This is a genomic window from Candidatus Zixiibacteriota bacterium (assembly GCA_016933955.1).
Classification (GTDB): domain Bacteria; phylum Zixibacteria; class MSB-5A5; order GN15; family PGXB01; genus JAFGTT01.
In genome coordinates this window covers 140678-162796 of record JAFGTT010000032.1, presented here as the reverse complement: position 1 = coordinate 162796, position 22119 = coordinate 140678, and the positions used below count along the sequence as shown (strand labels likewise).

Here is a 22119-nt window from a genome sequence, read left to right as displayed (position 1 = left end):
AGGAAAGGATGGAAGAAAATGGCAAAAATTATAGAATATGATGCAATCGCGCGAGACAAGCTTAAAAAGGGTGTCGATAAACTGGCCGATGCGGTCAGGGTTACTCTTGGTCCCAAAGGCCGAAATGTGATTCTTGACAAGAAATTCGGATCACCGACCGTGACCAAAGACGGTGTCTCGGTAGCCAAAGAAATCGAGCTGGAAGACCATTTCGAAAACATGGGTGCCCAGATGGTCAAGGAAGTCGCTTCCAAGACTTCGGATGTGGCCGGTGACGGTACCACCACCGCGACGGTTCTGGCCCAGGCGATTTTTCGTGAGGGTGTCAAGGCCGTGACGGCCGGGGTTAATCCGATGGCTATCAAGCGGGGTATCGATGCGGCCGTGATTCGGTTGGTCGATGAAATCAAGAGCCTATCCAAACCGGTGACCGGCAAGACCGAAATCAGTCAGGTCGGCCGGATTTCCGCCAATAATGATGCCAGTATCGGCGACAAGATTGCCGAAGCAATGGAGAAGGTCGGCAAGGATGGGGTTATCACGGTGGAGGAATCCAAAACCGCCGAGACGACTCTTGAAGTGGTCGAAGGAATGCAGTTTGACCGGGGCTATGTCTCCCCGTATTTCGTGACCGATCCCGACAGCATGGAAGCCATTCTGGAAGATCCGCTGATTCTGATTCATGACAAGAAGGTATCGACCATGAAAGACCTTCTTCCGATCCTGGAAAAAGTCGCCCAGATGGGCAAACCGCTGTTGATCGTCGCCGAGGATGTCGACGGCGAGGCGCTGGCGACGCTGGTTGTCAACAAACTGCGCGGAACGATTAAAGTGGCCGCGGTTAAGGCGCCGGGATTCGGCGACCGCCGTAAGGCCATGCTCGAGGATATCGCCATTCTGACCGGTGGCAAGGTTATTTCCGAGGAAGTCGGTTTCAAGCTGGAAAACACGGTCGTTTCCGATCTGGGATCAGCCAAGAAAGTGGCCATCGACAAGGATAATACGACTATCGTTGAAGGCGGTGGTAATACTACCGAGATCAAGGCCCGTATTTCGCAGATCAGAAAGCAGATTGATGATACTACTTCCGATTATGACCGTGAGAAACTTCAAGAACGTCTGGCCAAACTGGCCGGTGGCGTGGCGGTTATTAATGTCGGCGCGGCCACCGAAACCGAAATGAAGGAAAAGAAAGCGCGGGTTGAGGATGCTCTTAATGCCACCCGGGCCGCAGTCGAGGAAGGTATTGTCCCGGGCGGCGGTGTGGCCTTCCTGCGGGTTATGACCGTACTCGATGAGCTTAAGCTGAGCCAGGATGAAATGATCGGGGTCAATATCGTTCGTCGGGCTCTCGAGGAGCCGATTCGGCAAATAGCCAATAATGCCGGGGTTGAGGGTTCGATCGTGGTTGACAAGGTCAAGAAGGAAAAGGGCGCTTTCGGTTATAATGCCGAAACCGACACCTATGAAGACTTGATCAAGGCCGGTGTTATCGACCCGACCAAAGTCAGCCGCACAGCCCTGGAGAACGCCGCTTCCATCAGCGGTCTGCTTCTGACCACCCAGGCCATCATTTCCGACAAACCGGAGGATGAAAAAGCTCCGGCGATGCCGGGCGGCGGAATGCCGGGCGGTATGGGCGGTATGTACTAATCGCGTTTCGAAACAAAGACAAAAACCCCTGCCTGAAGCAGGGGTTTTTATTTATTCCCTTCCTCGATAATGTCAATTATTTTCATCAATTCATTTGCCCGCATTACATTCAGGGTATCCGATGATCCGTAGCGCAGGTACAATTTCAGGTAATTTCGGGCTGAAACAGGCTGATTCAATTGGACAGACATTCTGGCCAAAATGAAATAACCACCGATATTGGTGGAATCTCGGGTAATTAATGCTTCGCAGTAAAATCGGGCCGAGTCAAATTGATTTGATTTCAGGAAATTAGCCGCCAGACCTTCAATTGTTCTCGGATTGCTGTTATTTAATTTATATGCTTCTCTGAGACTTTCCAGCGCCAGGTCATCGCGATTCATTACGGTGTAAATCCAGGCCCGATTGCGATGATAGACGTAATTATACAGAGATAACTGCATGACCTTGTCGGATTCCTCAAGAGCCTGCGGATAATTTCCCAAAGCCATATAATACATACTCATTAAGTTGTGATACTGGGGAGAATATCTATCCGGGGTAATCATCCTGATTATCTGTTCGGCTTCATGAATTTTGTGCTGCTCCAGAAGATCGAGAGCCGCATGGGTCATCGGCTTTTCAGGGAATTCGTTTTTTATGCGGTTGTTGACCGCAACCCTGTTTTCCCCGTCCCCCAGATTCTTATAATAATCATGAAGGATCACAAGACTGGAGAACGAACGATTAACATCGAGGTCGATGGAATAATTAAAATAGTCTATCGACCTGTCACGATTAAGATTGACCATAAGGTACGCCGTGGTTGAACAGAGTAATAAAATAAGCATGGAAGGATATAATCGGCACACGCCTTTCGTCTCATCCGTTGCTATCATAATGATAAAAAATAGGCTAAGGCCGAATGAAGACAGGGAAAAAAGATCCCAATCCCTGATCATGCCCAGTTTCGGGTCGATGGTAAGCAGGAATAGAAAACTGGTTAATGAAACCAGACCGATAAAGACAGCCGTTTTATTCAATAGCGTAAACTTCAAATTCCGCAGAGAGAAAACTATCAATATCGGCAGGGTGGGGGAGAGCAAGAGCAACTCATTGACTATGTCCAGAAGATGATTGCTGCTGAAGATCCGGTAATATGGATCAATCGGTTTGCCCTGGAAAATTGGAAGGAAGATATGTTCGAAGTAGAGGTTGCTTGTGTATTTTCTGACAAACAGGATCGCCAGAATTAAAATAACGATACCGATGGCTATCCATATAGATTTCTTAAATTGGCGATAAATATCTCCACCGCGCTCACCTGAGAATAAAAGGAAAACATACGCGCCAATAAAAATCCCCATCTGCATATGTATAAACATTCCGGCGATTAGCAGCAGCAGCGGAAAAAGCAGCCGCTTCTTATGAACCAGATAATAAAGACTGAAGTAAATAAAAGCCGAAAAAATCACCCAGAGAGGCGGGTAATATTCCACATATCCGAAAAAAAGAAGTAGAATGGGTGAAACGCAAATAACGGTGAACGTCAATAACCTGACTATGTTCCGATTTGAGATGATTTGCGATATCAGGAAAAAGAACCAGATCGTTACCGCACCGGATATGAAAGATAATATTTGAAAAGCCAGCCGAGCGGTATTTCCATTCTTGGGACCAATAAATGATTGAATAAATGTGACCATATGGGTCACACCCATCTCACTCCATTTATAGAATGTGCCTGTATCTGACGCCAGATTGCCGATTGATGAATAACCGTCACCCAGAAAATGGGTCGGTGACCGAAAAATAATAAATAGACAAAAGGCAATCAGGATAAAAATCAGGCGATATAACCATTTCCTGTTTGATTCAAAAAACATGCCGGGAATTTTGTCAGTAATTAAATCGCCTATAGACTTGGTTAGTCGCGTAAAAGGCAGAATAATCATCGCGGCAAACAGAATGATATAAACGTACCGGCATACGACCGGCAAAAAGTCAAGATGATTGAATCCCCATAATCTGACTCCTTCGTCCAGCAATGGATATATCCTGGCAAGGCCAAGTAACACCAGAACCGAGAAAGCGGCCGTAAAGATGCGCCTGCCTCCCATATTCATAACTGCCTTTTAATTTCCCGTTTCCGGCATTTGCCTAATCCGTTCGGTCAGCTCCGAAGAATGAGCAACATAGTTCGGATCAGATAAGCCGTGTTTGAGATACAGATCAAGATACTTGCGTGCCTCCGGCAGATTGTCTGTCATGGCGTTGATTTTACTCAACAGGTAATACCCGACCGCATTACCGGAATCAGCCGTGATCATTTTGGAGGCATAGATCGCCGATAGATCGAGTTTTCCCGATAAAAGATATATACTGGCAAATCCCTCCAGCAGGCCGGGATTAAGACTGTCTAAAGTGGCGCCGATGTTCAGGGCTTCAATGGCCCGGTCATAATCCTTCAAGAAGGCGAAAATCATCGCCCGACTCTGGAAGAAGTAAACGTTGTACCACCCCAGTTGTATGGTTTTATCCGATTCCTCAAGAGCTTTGTTATAGTCTCCCCGATGCAGGGCCAGCATACTGAGCAGGTTGTGATAAACGGGAGAAAAACGATCGGGAGTGATGGTCTCGGCTATTCTGGCGGCTTTCCTGAAATCGTTATTTTCAAGGGCCCATCCGGCCTGGAACATCCGGTTGAGATTGGGATAATTCTGTCCATAGAGATTATTAAGCGAATCAGCCTGACGGATATCCCCCTCCCGGCGATAATAATCCCGCATGGTGATGACGGTGTGGGCTGATTTATCCGGATCCATGCGAATGATATATTTCATGTATTCTTCCGAACGGGTTCGATCCAGATTGGTCATCAGGTAGGGAACGACGGCGACTATCAAATATATTGCCACTGGCAGATAAAGCCCGCGAAGCGAGTCCGATTCTTTTTGCCCCGATAAGGCTATCAAAAACAGAGTGAATCCAAAGGCCGAAAGCGAAAGCAGGTCGTAATCACGGGCCATAGCCAGTTTGGGATCGATAACCAGAAGAAAAAGAAGAGATGCGGCACCCAGCAAAGCCAGAAAAACCGCGGCCCGATCTTTAAAAACGGATTTGATATTTTTCCCCAAGAGAATAATCAACAGCGGTAAAAGGGGCGAGAGAAGGATAAGCTGGTTGAGGCAGTCGCCCAGATGCGAGAGGCTGAAGATAGCATAATCGGGGACCGATGGTTTACCGGAAAAAGGCGGAAGGAAGATATGCTCGAAATATAGGTTGTTGGTATATAGTTGGATAAAAATAATCACGCCCAACGCCATAAGTAATCCGGCCGCAATTGCAAATATCATTTTATACCTTTGATAAATCTCATGGCCCTTTCCGCGGCATAGAACCAGGTAAACGAAAGCCGGAATCATGATGGCCGACTGCAGGTGAATAAATATCCCGAAAAGCATGAATAAAAGAGCCGGGAACAGCGCCTGCCCCGTGGCGCTGTATTTCCAGCCGTAATAGACAAAACCTGCCAGACCGATCCAGAGCAGAGAATAATTTTCGACGCTCCCGAAAAACAGCAGGATATGCCCCCCCAGAAGGGAAGTTATGAAAATTAGAAAACGCTTTTTGTTGTCTGTCTCCGGGAGGCCCGCGATCAGGAAGAAAAACCAGACAGCGAGCATACCCGAAATCGAGGCGATAATCCGAAAAGTCCATTGCACGGTGGTAACATCCCGGCCCCCGAGAAGGCTCATAATAGACTTAATAATAACTGTGACGCCCTGTTCGCTCCATTTGTAGATAGTCGGTACCGGCGATGACAGGTGGGACAGAATGGTATAACCGTCACCCAGGAAATAAGTCCGGGCCGCGAAGATGATAAAAATGGCACCTATCACGGCGATAAAGATAAATCGATTAAGGTATTTTCTCCGGGAGTCATAAAAGATTTTTGAGAAGCAGTCGATCAGCCGATTACTCCATGATCTCGCAAACGGCAGAGACATGATTAAAATCGCCGCAACAGATACTACGGCGAAGAAAATTATATAACCGGTAGGCAGAAAAGTCAGATGATTAAATCCCCACAGGCGTGCATCTCTGAAGAAGAAAGGTACAAATCTCAAGGCAAAAAGAATAATCAGGATTATACCGCCGGGCCGGGACAAGTCTTTTATACGCATCGGATCAGACGACTCCGCTAATAAAATCAATTTTCCGTTATGAACGGTAATCTATTGACTTGGATACTATTTTTCAATAACATAATCGCATTATGAATCTGGAACAATTCATTGAGATTCTGTCCGGAGAGTTCCCGGAAGATCGGTTGACTTATCAGAAGGGTATACCCACCTTTCATCCCGAAACGGCCGAGGAGGCGTCCCGGCTGTTTGGTTTGGCCGGCCGTCATGGACAAAAACTGTATATTACCGGTTTCGGTAATAATATTACTCCTGTCGGACGGAAATTCAATAATTTACTGGCGGTGCATTCGGATCGGCTGAATCAATTGATCAGAATTGTCCCGCAGGATTATTATGCCGAGGTGGGGTCCGGGTATCCCTTAGGAGAATTGAATCATCATTTGAAAAGCGAGGGTTTTTTTCTGCCTCATGCCGAACTGCCTTATGTCGGTTCGGTGGGCGGTGCCCTGGCGGCGGGGTTGTCGGCCGATCATGGCGGGCAGGTTCTTCCAATTGGGAGATATTTCCTGATGACGCAACTGGCCATGCCTGATGGCCGGGTTATCAGACCGGGATCCCCCTGTTTTAAATCGGTCTCAGGGTTGGATATTGTGAAAATCTTTTCGCCGTCATGGGGACTCCTGGGGATGATAATATCGGCGGTTTTCAGAATTCAGCCGCTGACCGTTTATGATGATTTCCGGGAGATAACCATGAGGCCCATTGAATATAAGAAATTCGCCGGGCTTTATAAAAAACCCGGCGATAATCAATCCGCGATATACTCTTTAAAGATTAAGGATAAGTTCGATCCCAATCATATAATGCCATTGATCGATCCGGATTAATCATAAATTACCAGATTTGCTCCGGCAGGGCCGACATCGACATCTCGAAGATTGTGATTATATCTTCTTTATAAAGGCGGCGGGGATTATCGAGATATTCACCTGAAACTGAGTAAATCCTCAGAGTATCCTCAGCCATCCGATCGAATTTCGAATCATCCTTAATTCCGATATCAGGCATGGTCAAATAACGATCAACCGATTTGAGAAACTCGACGGTACCGTCAACGGCGTTTTTGGCCAGATCCTCGGTTGATTTGTTACGGCTTGCCCCGTAAAGTTCGCGGGCCATGAAGGCATATTTCTCCGGCCGCGCTTCAAAAGTATAATTCATCAGGCGGGGCAGAAGCATGGCCAGGCCGCGGCCATGGGAAATATCATAATGCCCGGAAAGGGCATGCTCCATGGCATGAAGCGGAAAAGCCCCGCCGCGCCCGGAATTGACCATTCCCGACAGAGCAATAGCCGAAGCCCAGGACAACTGCGAGCGGGCATCGATATCTTTCGGGTTTTTAATAACCTTCGGCAGGTAATCCATGACCGTTCGAACCACTGAAAGAGAAAATCGATCCTGTATCGGGGTATCATCGGCCCCGGTGAAGAATCCTTCGATGACATGGCAGATAATATCAATAGCGCCATCAATAGTATAATCTTTGGGAACAGTGACGGTCAGTTCGGGATCGATAATCGAGACCCGCGGAAATAGTACCGGACTTCCCAGGACGGCTTTTTCATGAGTTTTCCAGTTGGTGATGACCGCCCCGGAGTCGGCTTCCGAGCCGGTTGCTGCCAGGGTCGGGATTTCGATAATCGGCAAAGCCCTTTTGACTTTTGGGAAAACGGGTTGGCCATGATAAACAAGATTCCAGACCGGCTGGTTTTCGCCGATAGCGGCAGCGATGCCTTTGGCGGCGTCCATCGGAGAACCGCCTCCCAGACCGATGATGAAATCGCACTTATTCTTTCTGGCCAGATCGGCCGCTTCATCGATAGTGGCCGCGCGGGGATTGGGCTCGATTTTATCAAAAACCACCGCCGCCAGACCCTCTTTCTCAAGCAGATCAATCACTCGATTGACAATACCATGAGCCGCGGCCGAGCGTTTGCCGGTCACGATCAGGGCTTTTTCGCCGATATTTTTAGCCTCGGTTCCGAGTTTCTCGATTTCCCCGGGACCGAAAATTAATTTGGTCGGCAGATAAAAAGTGAAGTTTTGCATATTTATTCTCCCTGTGTTTTCTGAATATAATGACCTAATTTAATAAAAATTGTAACAATCGGGGAATGATTAAGTTCTTAAGGATATGATAAATCAAGGCGTATATTTCGGCCTCCCGGTACGAAGGCCATCCGAATTTCGATCAGGCTTTTTGTTTCATTTTCCGGAAAATACGATTATATTATTCTGTTAATGGGGAAAGAAAGTTTTAAGTTGACCGATAAAGATAAATTTCCGCTGAAAGTTCTCTTTATCACCCATAATTATCCCCGCCAGAAAGGTGATTATTCGGGCGTTTTTCTTCATTTGCTGGCTCGCAAACTCCGGGATTATGATATTCAGGTTTACGTGGTGGCGCCTCATGATAAGGGATGCGAGCTCAAGGAGGAAATTGAAGGGATAAAGATTTATCGCTTTCGGTACGCCTTAAGAAGTCTGGAAACCTTTGCCTATAGCGGCGGTATGCACAAGGGTATTTTATTCAATCCCTATAAGTGGTATCGTCTCTGGCGATTCCTGATGGCGGCAAGGAAGCTCTCAGCCAGGGTGATTGAAAGCGAAGGGATTGCGGTGGTCTCGATTCACTGGGTGGCTCCCAATGCCCTGGTCGGTAAATGGCTGAAGGAAAAATACGGGGATAAAATAAGGTTATTTTTAAGTTCGCACGGGACTGATATCAGGGTTCTGACGAAAAAACCGGTTATATTTCGTCTGCTTCGGTCGACCATCCATCGCGCCGAAGGCTGGACCGTAGTATCGTCATTTCTTAAGAAATTGGTGGCCCAAAAGGATTCAGGCGCGGCCGATAAAATCGAAATAATCCCCTTGCCCAATGATGAGACTATTTTCTATCCCGATGATAAGATTGCCGAGGATCCCAACCTGGTGGTGGCTGTCTCACGGCTAACCCAGCAGAAGAGAATCAACTATCTTTTGGAAGCCATCAGACTTGCATCAGAAAAAAGACCGGAGATCAAACTTGAGATTTACGGTAAGGGAGATGAGCGGGTTGAAATCGAAAGGCTTATCAGAGAATTGGAGATAATGAATAGGGTCAAAATATGTGATCCGATTCCCCATGAGGAATTAAGCAAAGTATATAATCGGGCGGCTGTGGTGGTTTTGAATTCGATTGACGAAGGATTTGGCCTGAGTCTGACAGAGGCAATGTTATGCCGGACAGCCGTGATCGGAACCAAATCGGGAGGCATCACCGATATTATCGAAGATAATAAGACCGGCCTGCTGGTACCGGTTGACAATGCCGAAATTTTGTCCGAGAAAATCGTCCAGCTGCTGGAAGATTCATCGTTGCGCTTAAGATTGGCCGAAGCCGGGTACCAAAAGGCCATGGAGCATTATTCCTGCAAATCATCAGTTGCACGATATGCCCGGTGGTTCAAGGGTGAAAAAACCTGATTAATTGAATTGATTTCTTCTCAGGCGAATTTCTCGGAGGCCAGGCGGGTATTGATCCTTGACATTATATCACCGGTTCGGCTGTTCCCGTTTAAGAGCTTCCCGGCTACATAGTCCCTAAATTTCCCCGTCGCATCGGGTTCCTTATTACCGTTGAAATCTTTCCTGGCCTCGCTCCAGCAAAGCTCGAAATCAGAATCGCATAATTCCCGATCCGTCCTGTCGATTTCAGTGCCGGCGCCCGCTTTTATAAGAGCAGTTTTAAGCCGCTGATATGGCCAATCCTTTTCCAGGGATTCCCGGATAATATTAAATAGCTGATCGTTCCCCCCTTTTTCGGGGTGATGACCCTGACGTCGAAGGCCGACCATGAGGTCGGTACAGATATGGGCCGCCTTTTTGGGATTGATGGAGTGATTTTCCGCCAGGCGGTCAAACAGGTCAGCCCGGGGCGAAAGCGATAAGGCCGCTACCTGCGCCTCATGCAGGCCCGTTTCCCGCCACCGTTTCTGTTTTTCCCATAATGGTTCCGATAATTGGGCTCGGTTATTTTCAACTCTCTCCGGGACGATTTTTACCGGGGGATGGTCGGTATCGGGGTACATGCGGTCGGGACCGGGGAGAATTCGTTCGAAATCGGTTGTCCCGTCCTTGATATCCTGCCGGGTTTCGTTAATCACGCCTTGTTTCAATTCAACAATGCGGATTTTTATTTCATTTACGGCAGTGGCGACATCTCCTGAGGTACCGCAAATAAGCACCAGATCATCACCCCGTCCGGGCTGAAGCGACTCGACGGCTTTATCCCATAAATTATCAGAGATATTATACTTTTCCCGCTGGGAGTAGAAAAATAAATTGGGCTTAGAGTCGATACAGGCAATTACCCGGACCCGCCCCGAAAGCTCGAAACCGAAATCGCGCCCGGGTTGTAATTCATAGGATATAATATCAACCAGCCGGGGAAGCAGGAGGCCGACCACCTTCTGGGGAAGGTCGCTTTCGAGTCGACGGCCGAGTTCATTGCCGGTTCCACTGAAAACCGCGGTTAAATTGGATTCCCTGAAGGGAATATCAATATCGGAGGGAAATCTTTCAGTAAAGATTTTTTTGATCTCGAGCAATCCCCTTTGCCGGTAAGCTTCCGATGCGGTCAGTTTGCGAATATTACCGACCTTATGGACTCCCTTGATTTCGACCCGATCACCGCCGGTAATGGAAACATTGACATCCTGACGGACCGTTCCAATTCCCCTACGGACCAGACCGGTGATTTTCATGGAATTACCCAGCAGACGGCAGACTTCCATTGCCTCCACGGGTGTTTTCATAGCCGCTTCGGTAATTATTTCCACCAGAGGAATCGACAGCCGATCGGTGGCAAAGACAATTCGGTGTCCGATATCGGAAACTTCACGGCAGGCTTCTTCCTCAAGATTGACCTGGGTGATTTTAACTTTCCGGCCTTTAAAGGGAATCCAGCCATCGATACCGATAATCATGGTTCTCTGAAAACCAGTCGGAATCGAACCGTCGAGATACTGTTTCCTGATGACATGAAGTTCATCGACGATTTTGCAGTTAAACAGGAGAGCGATCCGGATGGCATAATCGACCGCCTCCTGGTTGACCAGGAAAGGCGGTGTATCATCCATTTCATAAGTGCAGGTCCGGTCACGGTAGAGCCGGTAAATAACCTCTTTTTTGGTCTTGAATTCCATCAGAGCGGTGCCGTCATATTCGCCCAATTCCGAAAGAGTCGGCCGCATATGCCGGAGAATTTCGGCGTCATGTCGTTCGTTGGTCAGCCCGACCGGGCAATGACAGAACAGCTTGGTCCGGGTATTAAGCTGCTGATGGATTTCCAGCCCGCATTTGAAGCCCAGGGATTCCAGCCGGGCATAATCATTTAAATTAATTTCCTGCTTGTTCATAACGATGCGAAATATATATTTAATCAGGCAAAATCAAAGTACTTTTTGATCGGAGTCAGGTAATAAAATCAATGGCGGATCGAAAACCTGACCGGTATTTCGCCGGGGTGAAATTGCCTTTTTCTTTCATTTATTTTTGACGGCAATAAAAAACAGGTCTCCTTTGAAAGGAGGGTATTATGAGTTCCATAGAAGCATTAATCGACCGGCAGTTGCGCAAATGGGAAATGGAGAAACGGATAAGGCGCGAGGCCGAAGAGAACGGCAAAAAACATGAGACCAAACCGATCGTCACTATCAGCCGTCAGCGCGGCAGTCAGGGTTCTTACCTGGCGGAAAAACTTGCCGAAAAGCTGGGTTACCAATTACTCCACAGGGAGATAATCGATGAAATCTCCAGTTCCTCCGGATATCGCCGGAAAATCATTGAGTCGCTGGATGACAAAGTACGTTCCCATATCGAACTCTGGTTCGAGGGAGTCTTCAAGGGGATTTATATCGATGCCTCGGATTATTTCCGGCAACTTTACAAGGTAATCATGTCCATCTCGGAATTGGGTGGGGTGGTTGTGGTCGGACGGGGTGCCAATTTCATACTCACTCAGGATCAGGGTTTGCATGTCCGGGTAGTTGCCTCGGTTCCCAAGCGGATCGATAACCTGGTAAACTATCAGAACCTGCCCCGGGAACTGGCGGAAATCGAGGTCAAAAAGCTGGATCGATCCCGGGCGGAGTTCGTTAAAAACAATTTCGGAGTCGACATCAATGATCCCCGGGCTTACGATCTGGTAATTAACACCACCTTTATCGGCATTGAGGATGCTATTTCCCTGGTGGAACTGGCTATGAAAGCCAAAATGATGATGCTGGAGCGGCTATAGTGTTGCCGGGTGCATGGAATAATCGGAGGCGAAGAATTCAACCGGAGCAGACAATTTCGATTGACAATTCCGATCGAAGGAAGCATTGTTCTCAATATTCTCAGTGAGAAAACCCGAAAAAAAAATTAAAAAATAGTGAAATATTTAAGTTTTATGTTGCATATGTTTTCAACAAAAATGTTAATTTACTCCTACGGCGTCGTACGAGATAAGCGGGAGTGAACGAACCTCAGGCAGAAACGGCGTTTGTCTTGCATTTGAAACTAAAACTAAATGTTTAATAAACATTAATTCTTCCTAACGTTAAGGAGGTAACGATGCCAGTAAAGAAGACGGCAAAGAAGAAACCCGCAGCTAAGAAACCGGCCAAGAAGAGCACGACTGCCAAGAAGAAAGTCACCAAGAAACCGGCCGCAAAGAAGACAACCAAAAAGACCACGGCGAAAAAAGCTGTGAAAAAAACCGCAAAGAAGACGGCCACCAAGAAGGCTGCACCAAAGAAAAAAGTCGCGGCGAAAAAACCGGCCAAAAAGAAAACGGCCCGAAAACCAAACCCCGCTTTCATGAAACCGTTGCAGCCCGATATGGCTCTGTCGGCGATTGTCGGTAACAAACCGCTACCGAGAACCGAGATCACCAAGAAACTCTGGGCTTATATCAAGAAGAACAATCTTCAGAATCCGGAGAATAAACGGGAGATCATGGCCGATGACAATCTGAAATCGATCTTCGACGGCAAGAAAAAAGTCAATATGTTTGAAATGACCAAGCTGGTCAGCAAGCATATGAAGTAATCTTCTTGGTAATAGTTAGACCGATATGCCGGGTCCCGGGCCCGGCATTTTTATTATTACCGGCGTTTTTGTCCTCACTTGCCGGACCGCTTTCAATATGCTACCTTGTCAAATAAATCAACCTGCCGGTCAGGTAATAAAATAACTCCGGTTTGGTTTCGGGAAAACAGAATAGTCATAAGGATCGGAATGATTATGAGAATTAACAAAGCATTCGGATTACAGGCGGGATTGCCGGTATCCCTGATAGTGTCAGTCCTGCTGATATGGTCATGTGTCAAGGTTCAGGAACCGGCCAGTCTGCCGGAAACGCCCATGATTCCGGTGGTCGATACGCTCCATGGAGTCGAGATTGTCGATAATTACCGCTGGCTGGAAAACGGCGATGATACGGCTGTGATAAAATGGGCCGATCAGCAGGATGCCTATTGCCGAAGTATGCTAAGTGAATATCCCGGCCGCCAGGCCCTGAAAACATCTATCGAGGAACTGATGCGAATAGGGGCGGTGGGCGATCCGGCCCTGCACGGAGGACGCTACTTTTATTCCAAACGGGTCGGCGAGGAACAACATGAACGCATCCTGATGAAGTCCTCGCCTGATGGCAAGGCGAAAATTGTTCTTGATCCCGACACTTTCAGTACCGATGGAACGGTGGCGCTGGATTGGTGGTATCCTTCCCGCGACGGCAAGTTTATCGCATTCGGCAAGTCATCCAGCGGCACCGAAAACAGCACCCTGTTTATTCTCGATGTCGATCATGCCGAAATTCTCAGAGATACCATCCCCTATACCGGGGCGGCTTCTATCGCATGGCTGAATGACAACAGTGGTTTTTACTATACTCGTTATCCGAAACCGGGAACCGTGCCAGAGGGTGAGGAAGTCTACTTCCGGTGGGTATATTTCCATAAAATCGGAGAGAGCATAGAGAATGATCCGCTGATATTCGGGAAGGATAAAGTCACCGATGAGTGGACCGATGTCAAATTATCTCCGGATAATCGTTATTTGCTGGTGGCGGTCTATGCCGGCTGGGCAAAATCCGAGATATACCTGAAAGACCTGGCCGGGACAGCCGGTTTCACCCTGCTGGTCGATAATGCCGAGGCCATGTATTCGCCGTATTTGACCCGAGATAATATCTATATCCTGACCAATTACAAAGCTCCCAGGTTCAGAGTTATGAGGGCCGAATATGATAAACCCCGGCAGAAAGACTGGAAAGAGATAATTCCGGAAACCGAAACAAGTATCGAAAACCTGGCCTTATGCGGCGACCACCTGGTCGTGGTGGGTCTGCATAATGCCTCAAGCCGGGCTGTTATTTATTCGCGGGATGGCAAACCGGTGAATGAAATTCAGCTTCCCGCTATCGGTTCCATTATGGGTTATGGCGATCATGTCCTGGCGGCCGAAGAAGACGGCCATGAACTTCTGTTCGGATACCACTCTTATTTTATTCCTCCGACCATTTATCGCTATGATTTCAAGATCCGGACATTAAGCGTCTTCGACCGAATTGAGACTGATCTCGATCTCTCTCAATTCGAAGTCGAGCAGGTTTGGTTTAAGTCAAAAGACAGCACCCTGGTTTCCATGTTTTTGACCCATCGGAAGGATATCGTGCCGAACGGTGAGAATCCGACCCTGGTCTATGGCTATGGCGGTTTTATGTCAAACGAAACACCCTATTTCTCGCGAACCATGACACTCTTTCTGCAGAGAGGCGGGATTTATGCTCATGTCCAGCTCCGCGGCGGGGGAGAATACGGCGAAGAGTGGCACCGGGCCGGGATGCTGGAGAATAAACAGAATTCTTTCGATGACATGATTGCCGCCTGTGAATGGCTTATCAGGAATGAATATACCAGCCCCCGGAAGCTGGTGATAGAGGGTGGAAGTAATGGCGGCCTGCTGGTCGGGGCGGCACTGGTCCAGCGCCCGGACCTGATGAAGGCGGTCGTTTGCAGTCGGCCGCTTCTGGATATGCTTCGGTATCAGAATTTCCTGATCGCCCGGCTGTGGATACCGGAATATGGTTCGGCGGATAATCCCGAGCAGTACAAGTATCTCTATGATTATTCGCCATATCATCATATCAAAAAGGGAACCGCCTATCCGGCGGTACTGTTCGAAAGCGCCGATCATGATACCCGGGTCGATCCGCTTCACGCCCGAAAAATGACAGCCGCTCTCCAGGCCGCCACTTCATCTGATAATCCTATCCTTCTCCGCGTGCAAAGACAAACCGGTCATGGACAGGGAGCGCCTCAGCGAATTATACTGGAAGAACTGATCGACGAGTGGTGTTTTATATACTGGCAGTTAGGAATGTAGTTATTTCGATATAATGTTGCTGATCCGACGACGGGCCATGATCGGACCGTCGTTTTCTATTAAATGATTTTATTTCTGAAACGTCATGATAGTTGAAGATGCGAAATCGGTGTTTTGCCGTATTCAAAGGAGGAGGGATGAGAGTCTTATCAGATATTATGATGTTTACGATAATCTGCATTATTTTGATCGGGTGTCATGACACCGTTCTTTTTACGCCCCCATCGTATGTGGCCGATTATGCCGGAGTAGTGGAAATCGGCTATAAACCGAATTCGGAATCGCTTTTCAGCCATATGCCGATTAGTTTCTATTTTACCGATACCCGGATCATCGGCTATGTGGTTGTCACCGGGAGTGATACCACCCGATATGATTTTGCCTCCGATTATGTTTTAAACGAAAAAGGTGATTCCATTACATTCGATCCGATTGGTCCGATCAATTCCTTTCATATAAATGAAGTGCTCATTCTGGAGGGTACTTATTATTTCAGGTTCGACAATGGTTCGTTATTCATGGGTCAGGAAAATGCGGCCAACCAAAAGACGATCGGGATTAATGTCACCGAAATCGGCGATTGATGTATTCAACAGCGGGTCGGCGGATCGCAAGTCGGGAGGGGAATGGATTTTCTATCCCGAGCGCCTGGTGGGAGGTGATTGATCCTGTTCGACCCGCCCTTTTAAAATAGTTTCCCATAATCGCCCAATCGCTTATATTCTTCTCATGCCGAGCAAAACGGAAAGATCCCCCCGGAATTTTATTCCGCCGCTTATATTTTTTATGGTGTCGCTGGTATTTGTCCTGCCATTTTTAATTAACTGGGATTATATCGGTGTCGGCGACTGGGAGTTGTTTGCGACCATGGCGGCCGTCCCGCAAAGAACCGTTCTGCATTACCACCAATTCCCGTTCTGGAATCCATATCTCGGAGGCGGTAATATATTGTTCGCTCATCCCGAAGTCGGGATTCTATCGCCTTTTTTTCCTTTAATCTTAATTTTCGGAGCAATCGGTGGGCTTAAAATACAGATGATGCTGGCATATTTTCTCGGTTTTTGGGGGACCTGGTTGTTGGCGAAACGGCTGGGTCGATCGCCTCTGGCATCGTATCTGGCGGCCTTTGTTTATTTTGGCAGTTCCTATTTTGCCCTGCATTTTGCAATCGGCCATGTCCCCTTCACGCATTTTTGTTTCTTACCGTGGTTTTTATATTTCCTTTTAAAAACCGATGATGATTCGCGTTTCCTGGCCGGGGCGATTGCGGCTGTCGCGCTGATAATTCTCGGTAACGGGGCCGCGGTACCTTTTTTATACACCTGCTTTTTCTCCGGGGTGCTCTTGATTCTGTATGCTATCGAGGAAAAAAGTTTGAGGCTGATTAAACGTTTTATTGTAGCGGTGATTCTCGGTGTGCTTCTGGGCGCGGTGAAGTTTTTCCCGATGTTTCATTACCTGTCGCAAAATGAATGGGAGGGCATGCCCGGTGATTTCACTCCGATTAATATACTATGGAAAGCTTTTTTCTCGTTTGATCAGGCTGTTTTTCGTCAGGCGGGTTCGGGTCAGTACTGGGGCTGGCATGAATACAGCGCCTACATATCGCCGCTGGCGGTTATTCTGGCGGTGGCGGCACTTATTCTGGCTTTCCGTAAAAGCCGGGCCTGGCTGGTGGTTGGGCTGTTCTTTTTTCTTTTCGGTCTGGGTCATTTTTCGGATTTCTCACCCTGGAATCTTATTTTGCATATACCGGGATTCTCCTCGATCCGTTCGCCGGCCCGGACCTTTCAATTTGTGGTTCTGGCGACAGCAATATTATCTGGTATTGGTCTGGATGTATTAACCGCCCGATTAAAAAGTGCAACATCGGTTAAAAATGCCCTTTCGCTTTCAATTATTTGTTTGATATTATTGACCGGTTTTCTGGTCAATCTACCGGCCATGAAGACAATTAAGTATAAGAAACCCGCCCATGTTGCTTTTGACGAGGATTTCCGGCAGGTCATCGGCCGCCGCGATGATATCTACAACCTGTTTTTGAAAAACCGGGGTTCTCTGGTGGCCCCCTGGCTGTCGGCCTATAAAGAGAGCCGAGGATTGGTGACCCCGACTAATGAGGTCCTTATGGAATATGTCTCCTCCGGGCAGGCCGGAGTATTGACCCGGCAGTATACTCCAAATCGTGTCGATTACCGATTGGCCCCGGCATTGGCCGGGACAATTATTTTCGGGATCGGCTATGATGACGGTTGGAGAACGGCGGACGGAAGACCGCTTTTCGAAAATAACGGCCTGGTGGCGACAGGTTTTACACATAACGACCGGCAGATTACCTTGTTGTATCGTCCCCGCGGTTTTATTTTTGGTCTGGTTGTCAGTCTGCTGGTGCTGGCCGGTCTGTCAGTTTTTATTTTTCACGGCAAAATCCGCAAGCGGCTTGAAGCGATATTTAATTAAGGTCCAGATAGCCTCGAGACCGTCGCGGGCCCGAATCTTTTTCCCTTCTTCGAATTTCCGCGGGTGATATGAAATCGGTATCTCGTGGATTTTTATTTTATTGCGGCTCAGTTTGGCCACCAGTTCGGGACAAAATTCGAACCGCCTGCTTTCCAGATGGAGTTGTCTGAGAATATCGGTCCGGACCATTTTATAACAGGTTGATTCATCGGTAATCCCCGCACCATAGAGTATATTGGCAATATGAGTCAGTAGTTTTCCGCCCCAGAGGTAACGGTTGTAGGATATCCCTGATTCGGGATTAAGGATTCTGGAGCCAAAAACAGCCAGAACCTGTTTTCGTTCAGCCAGGTCAAGCATAGTGACAATGTCTTTGGGATCGTATTCCAGATCGCCATCCTGAATTACGGTATATTTCCCGGCGGCTTTTTTCAGCCCGGCAATAATGGCATCGCCCTTGCCGATATTTCGATTCATGGTAATGATTTCAACGTTTCTTCGGTCAGCGAATTTGGAAATGATCTCCGGGCTCCGGTCGGTCGAGGCATTATTGATAATAATCAACTGCAGGTCTATATCGAGATTAAGCACGCCGGTGATAATTTCCCCGGCCGTGGATTCCTCGTTATAAAGCGGCATTAGGACAGTTAACTGCATTTGTTGAAATATACTTCACCGCCGGGTAAAGTCAATAATTGATAATGTCTTACGTAAAGACAATCGCTCCTTGACTTTTACTCTCAATTTTAATAGTATAGCGATTATCCGGAACCGGTGAAACAGTCCATATTGAAGGAGCTATTGTGGCGATATTGAACTGTACCTTCAGGGTCTTTTTTTATGCCTGTCTTGTTTTAGTCTTGGTATTCATATTTCCCGTCAGACAAAATTGCGCCGTGGCCGAGGATATCAATTTCGGTACCGTCATTGACCCCAATCAATATATAATCGGACCGGGCGATCAATTCCGGATTGATTTCTGGGATGGATCGACCAATCCGATGAATCTTGATGTCACGCCCGAGGGAACCGTTTTGCTGACATCCATGGGGCGGGTCGATGTCGGTGGGGTAACGTTGACCGAAGCCAAGAAAAGACTGAGGAGTCTGATAGATCATTTTTATGCCGACCGGGATTTTTCCATCAGCCTGATCGGTATCCGACCGATCAAAGTCCTGATTGCCGGGGCCGTAAAAAACCCCGGCCTTTATGATGCGTTCGTTTCCCAGCGGGTTTCGGAAATAATAAATATGGCGGGCGGTTTACTTCCCGGGGCGTCACATCGCAAAATTATCTTCAATGGCAATGGCTCGGGCGACGGGCAATTGATTGATATGCTTCGGTTCGAAAGGGCCGGTGATCTGGATTGCAATCCCTATTTGTATGCCGGGCATAAAATTCAAATTCCTCTGGTGACGGATTCGCTGAGCTTTGTCCAGATTTCGGGCGAGGTGCATCAATCCGGCGGTGTTGAATATCGCGAGGGTGATGTTCTCGGTTCCATAATCGCCCTGGCCCGGGGTCTGACCGGTTTGGAAGGCGATTCAGCCTATATATTCCGCCATCAGGATGATCATGTCTCTCGGTTGGCCGTCCCCCTGAGTGATTCGGGGCAACCTATTATGCCGGGCGATAAAATAATCGTCAGCCCCGCCATGGAAAAACAACAGGCCGACTTTTTCTCGATCACCGGTGAAATAAGGGTGCCGGGGCGTTATCCGCATTATGATTCGCTTTCGCTGGCCGGGGCGATTGAAATCGCCGGATCACTGACCCTGAAAGCGGATTATAACTCCATTACCGTTTTCCGCAATAAGCGGTTTCGTTATAATGAAGAAACAGCCCGGATGCTGACGGCCTCCAATACCAACAACCTGTCATTTGATTCCGAATTGGCGCCGGTTTCACTCCGGATAGACGGTTCCAATTTCGACAAACTGAAGTCCGTGACCGTGTTCCCCGGAGATTCCATTGTCATTCCGACCCTGACCGGCTCGGCCGGGGTGTTTGGAATGGTTAGATATCCCGGCATGATAGCTCTTTCGGGTCCCAGTTCGGCTTCCGATTTGATTAAAAAAGCTGGGGGGTATACCAGTAAGGCTCGGAAGGGAACGGTCGAAGTGATTCGGAAGACATCGGGTATTCGTTTGGTCTCCGACCCGAGGATCGAAATTTATGATGGCGATGCCGTTTTGATACCTGAGGAAAAATCAGATAAAAGTACCTGGAACAAGATTAAGGATGTGGTTATGATGCTTGGCAGTGCCGGAATTATTTACCTGGCAATCGATAATTTAAGTGATTGAAATTTTTATGGAAGAAATCAATGTGAATCTCTGGAAACTGCTGGAAGCTATTGCCCGCCGGATGAAATTTATCGTGCTTTTTGTTCTGGTTGTCTCGGTGCTGGCGGCCATAATATCCCTCATATTGCCGCGCTGGTATAAAGCCACGGCCCTGATTCTCCCACCCAAGGAAGAAGGTTTCAAATTGGGCTGGTCGGGTGCCAGTCTGGATGATATGCTTTCGCTGACATCGGGTGTGAAACTGCCGGTTATGGCGACTCCGACCGACGTTTATGCCCGCATTCTGGAGAGTCGTAATCTGGCCGATAGAGTCATCCAAAGTAACAACCTTACGGAGTATTATCATCCGAAAAACAGCGAAGACCTTTATATCCGGGTGGCGAAATATTCCGATTTCCGGGTTACACCGGAGGGATTGCTGGAAATTTCTTATATGGATAAAAATCCTGAAATGGCGGCCCGGGTGGCTAATTCATTTGCCGATGAACTGGATTTGATGAACCGCGAGATTGCCTCATCGCGGGCGCGAATTGCCAAAGAATTTATTGAAAACCGACTGAGGGTGGTAAAGAGCGATCTTGATTCATCCCGACTGCAGTTGCGGGAGTTTCAGGATAACTACAAAGCCATTGATCTGGATAAACAGACCCAACTGGCCATTGAGTCCGCCGTGGGATTGAAAGTTGATCTGGCCCAGTATGAAATCGACCTGAAGGTGAAAGAGCATTCCTTATCACCCAACCATCCGGAGGCGATCAGTCTCAGACGCCGAATCGAAGAGATAAAAAATCAAATCGCCAATCTGGAATTCGGGGGAACAGACAGTTCATATTTAAATCTGCCTATTTCCCGGGTTCCGACCCTCAAAATAAGATATGCCGAATTGACCGGCCGGGTTCAGATATCCGAGCGACTTTATGAGATTCTGTCCGAGCAGTATGAACAAGCCAAAATTCAGGAAAAAATGGATACACCGACGATTTCCATTCTCGATCGGGCCTATCCGCCACAACTGGCGGTCAAACCGAAAAAGCGGATTATTGTCATTTTTGCCCTGATCCTGTCGCTTCTGGCGGCGGTTTTTATCGCCCTGATACTCGACTACCTTGAAAATCTGAAGAAAAAATCACCCGAGGATTATGAACGGGCCGCTTTCTTTTTCAGGACCCTGTTGGGTTGGATACCCGGAATTCGAAAATCCCTGAAATGATTGATTCTCGTATTCGGTCGGTCAATAGATGGAAAATCAGGTGGACAACCCGATCAATAGCCTTGAATTTTTGGTATAATGTTGAGATATAGAAAAATCTGTTAATGAGATCAGAGGATAATATGTCAAATTCCATTATTGATAAAACGGCAAAACTGGGACCGGGGACGACCCTTGGTAATTTCTGTATCATCGGCAGGAATGTCGAAGTCGGTCGGGAATGCCGCCTTGGCCATCATGTCGTCATTCATGACGGCAGCTGTATCGGCGACAATGTTCGAATCGACGATCAGACCGTGATCGGCAAATTTCCCATGAGAGCGGCCAATTCGGCCGTTACCAAGGATCAGGAATTACCTCCGACCGAAATTGGTTCGGATGGTATAATCGGAACCGGGGTGGTAGTTTATCGCGGGGCGACGGTTGGGCGCAAGGTTTTGATTGCCGACCTTTCGACCGTTCGGGAAAATGTTTCGGTGGGCGATTATACTATTGTCGGCCGCGGGGTGGCCATCGAAAATTTCTGTAAAATCGGACGTTACTGTAAACTCGAAACGAATGTCTATATTACGGCCTATTCGGAACTTGAAGACCGCGTTTTTGTGGCGCCCTGTGCCGCCACCTCGAACGACAACTATGTCGGACGAACCGAAGAACGTTTCAAGCATTTCAAGGGTGTAACGGTCAAAAAGGGCGGACGGATCGGCGTCAATGCCACCATATTGCCGGGAAAGACAGTCGGCGCCGACGGCCTGGTGGCGGCCGGGGCCATTCTCACCCGTGATTGCCCGGATGGAAAAATTATGGCCGGAACGCCGGCCAAAGTATTTCGTGATGTTCCGGAAGAACAGCGATTGGAAAACCAGGGCTGGAAAGATTGAAG

16 protein-coding genes are annotated in these 22119 nt (G+C 47.9%); 11 read left to right on the top strand and 5 right to left on the bottom strand.

What is annotated here, in order from left to right; genetic code table 11:
* Nucleotides 1–18 precede the first annotated feature (18 nt).
* Complete coding sequence (gene groL / locus JXQ28_11990; GenBank protein ID MBN2278452.1) at nt 19–1653, top strand: chaperonin GroEL; 1635 nt, start codon at nt 19–21, stop codon at nt 1651–1653.
* Nucleotides 1654–1700: 47 nt separating this feature from the next.
* Here groL and JXQ28_11985 read toward each other — a convergent pair whose 3' ends face one another.
* Together JXQ28_11985 and JXQ28_11980 are read right to left on the bottom strand one after the other, a co-directional pair.
* On the bottom strand, nt 1701–3752 hold the full coding sequence (locus JXQ28_11985; protein ID MBN2278451.1) for a hypothetical protein: 2052 nt from the start codon (nt 3750–3752) through the stop codon (nt 1701–1703).
* Between the two features lie 15 nt (nt 3753–3767).
* Nucleotides 3768–5819, bottom strand: coding sequence for a hypothetical protein (locus tag JXQ28_11980; protein ID MBN2278450.1), 2052 nt, complete (start codon nt 5817–5819; stop codon nt 3768–3770).
* 146 nt (nt 5820–5965) lie between these two features.
* Here JXQ28_11980 and JXQ28_11975 point away from each other — a divergent pair, with 146 nt between their 5' ends.
* Complete coding sequence (locus tag JXQ28_11975) at nt 5966–6670, top strand: FAD-binding oxidoreductase (GenBank protein ID MBN2278449.1); 705 nt, start codon at nt 5966–5968, stop codon at nt 6668–6670.
* A gap of 7 nt (nt 6671–6677) precedes the next feature.
* On the opposite strand, the gene JXQ28_11970 is transcribed toward JXQ28_11975, so the two are convergent.
* Nucleotides 6678–7892, bottom strand: coding sequence for an iron-containing alcohol dehydrogenase (locus JXQ28_11970; GenBank protein ID MBN2278448.1), 1215 nt, complete (start codon nt 7890–7892; stop codon nt 6678–6680).
* Between the two features lie 213 nt (nt 7893–8105).
* Here JXQ28_11970 and JXQ28_11965 point away from each other — a divergent pair, with 213 nt between their 5' ends.
* Nucleotides 8106–9311: a glycosyltransferase gene (locus JXQ28_11965; protein MBN2278447.1), complete on the top strand. Its 1206-nt coding sequence runs from the start codon at nt 8106–8108 to the stop codon at nt 9309–9311.
* A gap of 20 nt (nt 9312–9331) precedes the next feature.
* Here JXQ28_11965 and gatE read toward each other — a convergent pair whose 3' ends face one another.
* Nucleotides 9332–11245 (bottom strand): Glu-tRNA(Gln) amidotransferase subunit GatE, encoded by a 1914-nt coding sequence (gene gatE / locus JXQ28_11960; GenBank protein MBN2278446.1) that lies wholly within the window; start codon nt 11243–11245, stop codon nt 9332–9334.
* Nucleotides 11246–11424: 179 nt separating this feature from the next.
* Here gatE and JXQ28_11955 point away from each other — a divergent pair, with 179 nt between their 5' ends.
* From JXQ28_11955 to JXQ28_11935, 5 genes are all read left to right on the top strand, one after another.
* Nucleotides 11425–12126, top strand: a complete 702-nt coding sequence (locus JXQ28_11955) for a cytidylate kinase-like family protein (protein ID MBN2278445.1) — start codon at nt 11425–11427, stop codon at nt 12124–12126.
* A 317-nt stretch (nt 12127–12443) separates the two neighbouring features.
* Nucleotides 12444–12920, top strand: coding sequence for a hypothetical protein (locus tag JXQ28_11950; GenBank protein ID MBN2278444.1), 477 nt, complete (start codon nt 12444–12446; stop codon nt 12918–12920).
* A gap of 195 nt (nt 12921–13115) precedes the next feature.
* Nucleotides 13116–15260, top strand: coding sequence for a S9 family peptidase (locus JXQ28_11945; protein MBN2278443.1), 2145 nt, complete (start codon nt 13116–13118; stop codon nt 15258–15260).
* Between the two features lie 137 nt (nt 15261–15397).
* Nucleotides 15398–15844 (top strand): hypothetical protein, encoded by a 447-nt coding sequence (locus tag JXQ28_11940; GenBank protein ID MBN2278442.1) that lies wholly within the window; start codon nt 15398–15400, stop codon nt 15842–15844.
* Between the two features lie 202 nt (nt 15845–16046).
* Complete coding sequence (locus JXQ28_11935) at nt 16047–17720, top strand: DUF3367 domain-containing protein (protein MBN2278441.1); 1674 nt, start codon at nt 16047–16049, stop codon at nt 17718–17720.
* Here the strand turns inward: JXQ28_11935 and JXQ28_11930 are convergent.
* Complete coding sequence (locus JXQ28_11930; GenBank protein ID MBN2278440.1) at nt 17664–18377, bottom strand: glycosyltransferase family 2 protein; 714 nt, start codon at nt 18375–18377, stop codon at nt 17664–17666. The genes JXQ28_11935 and JXQ28_11930 overlap by 57 nt on opposite strands.
* A 146-nt stretch (nt 18378–18523) precedes the next feature.
* On the opposite strand from JXQ28_11930, the gene JXQ28_11925 reads away from it, so the two are divergent.
* The 3 genes from JXQ28_11925 to JXQ28_11915 all read left to right on the top strand — a co-directional run bounded on the left by JXQ28_11925 (nt 18524) and on the right by JXQ28_11915 (nt 22117).
* On the top strand, nt 18524–20026 hold the full coding sequence (locus JXQ28_11925; GenBank protein MBN2278439.1) for an SLBB domain-containing protein: 1503 nt from the start codon (nt 18524–18526) through the stop codon (nt 20024–20026).
* A 7-nt stretch (nt 20027–20033) separates the two neighbouring features.
* On the top strand, nt 20034–21236 hold the full coding sequence (locus JXQ28_11920) for a hypothetical protein (protein MBN2278438.1): 1203 nt from the start codon (nt 20034–20036) through the stop codon (nt 21234–21236).
* Between the two features lie 122 nt (nt 21237–21358).
* Nucleotides 21359–22117 (top strand): N-acetyltransferase, encoded by a 759-nt coding sequence (locus JXQ28_11915; GenBank protein ID MBN2278437.1) that lies wholly within the window; start codon nt 21359–21361, stop codon nt 22115–22117.
* Nucleotides 22118–22119: the final 2 nt, after the last annotated feature.

What these genes read in the sequence shown, in the direction of transcription:
- JXQ28_11940 (MBN2278442.1), top strand. Translation starts at nt 15,398, where the DNA reads ATGAGAGTCTTATCAGATATTATGATGTTTACGATAATCTGCATTATT.
- groL (MBN2278452.1), top strand. Translation starts at nt 19, where the DNA reads ATGGCAAAAATTATAGAATATGATGCAATCGCGCGAGACAAGCTTAAA.
- JXQ28_11985 (MBN2278451.1), bottom strand. Translation starts at nt 3,752, where the DNA reads ATGGGAGGCAGGCGCATCTTTACGGCCGCTTTCTCGGTTCTGGTGTTA.
- JXQ28_11935 (MBN2278441.1), top strand. Translation starts at nt 16,047, where the DNA reads ATGGTGTCGCTGGTATTTGTCCTGCCATTTTTAATTAACTGGGATTAT.
- JXQ28_11915 (MBN2278437.1), top strand. Translation starts at nt 21,359, where the DNA reads ATGTCAAATTCCATTATTGATAAAACGGCAAAACTGGGACCGGGGACG.
- JXQ28_11980 (MBN2278450.1), bottom strand. Translation starts at nt 5,819, where the DNA reads ATGCGTATAAAAGACTTGTCCCGGCCCGGCGGTATAATCCTGATTATT.
- JXQ28_11950 (MBN2278444.1), top strand. Translation starts at nt 12,444, where the DNA reads ATGCCAGTAAAGAAGACGGCAAAGAAGAAACCCGCAGCTAAGAAACCG.
- JXQ28_11955 (MBN2278445.1), top strand. Translation starts at nt 11,425, where the DNA reads ATGAGTTCCATAGAAGCATTAATCGACCGGCAGTTGCGCAAATGGGAA.
- JXQ28_11970 (MBN2278448.1), bottom strand. Translation starts at nt 7,892, where the DNA reads ATGCAAAACTTCACTTTTTATCTGCCGACCAAATTAATTTTCGGTCCC.
- JXQ28_11920 (MBN2278438.1), top strand. Translation starts at nt 20,034, where the DNA reads ATGGAAGAAATCAATGTGAATCTCTGGAAACTGCTGGAAGCTATTGCC.
- gatE (MBN2278446.1), bottom strand. Translation starts at nt 11,245, where the DNA reads ATGAACAAGCAGGAAATTAATTTAAATGATTATGCCCGGCTGGAATCC.
- JXQ28_11930 (MBN2278440.1), bottom strand. Translation starts at nt 18,377, where the DNA reads ATGCAGTTAACTGTCCTAATGCCGCTTTATAACGAGGAATCCACGGCC.
- JXQ28_11945 (MBN2278443.1), top strand. Translation starts at nt 13,116, where the DNA reads ATGAGAATTAACAAAGCATTCGGATTACAGGCGGGATTGCCGGTATCC.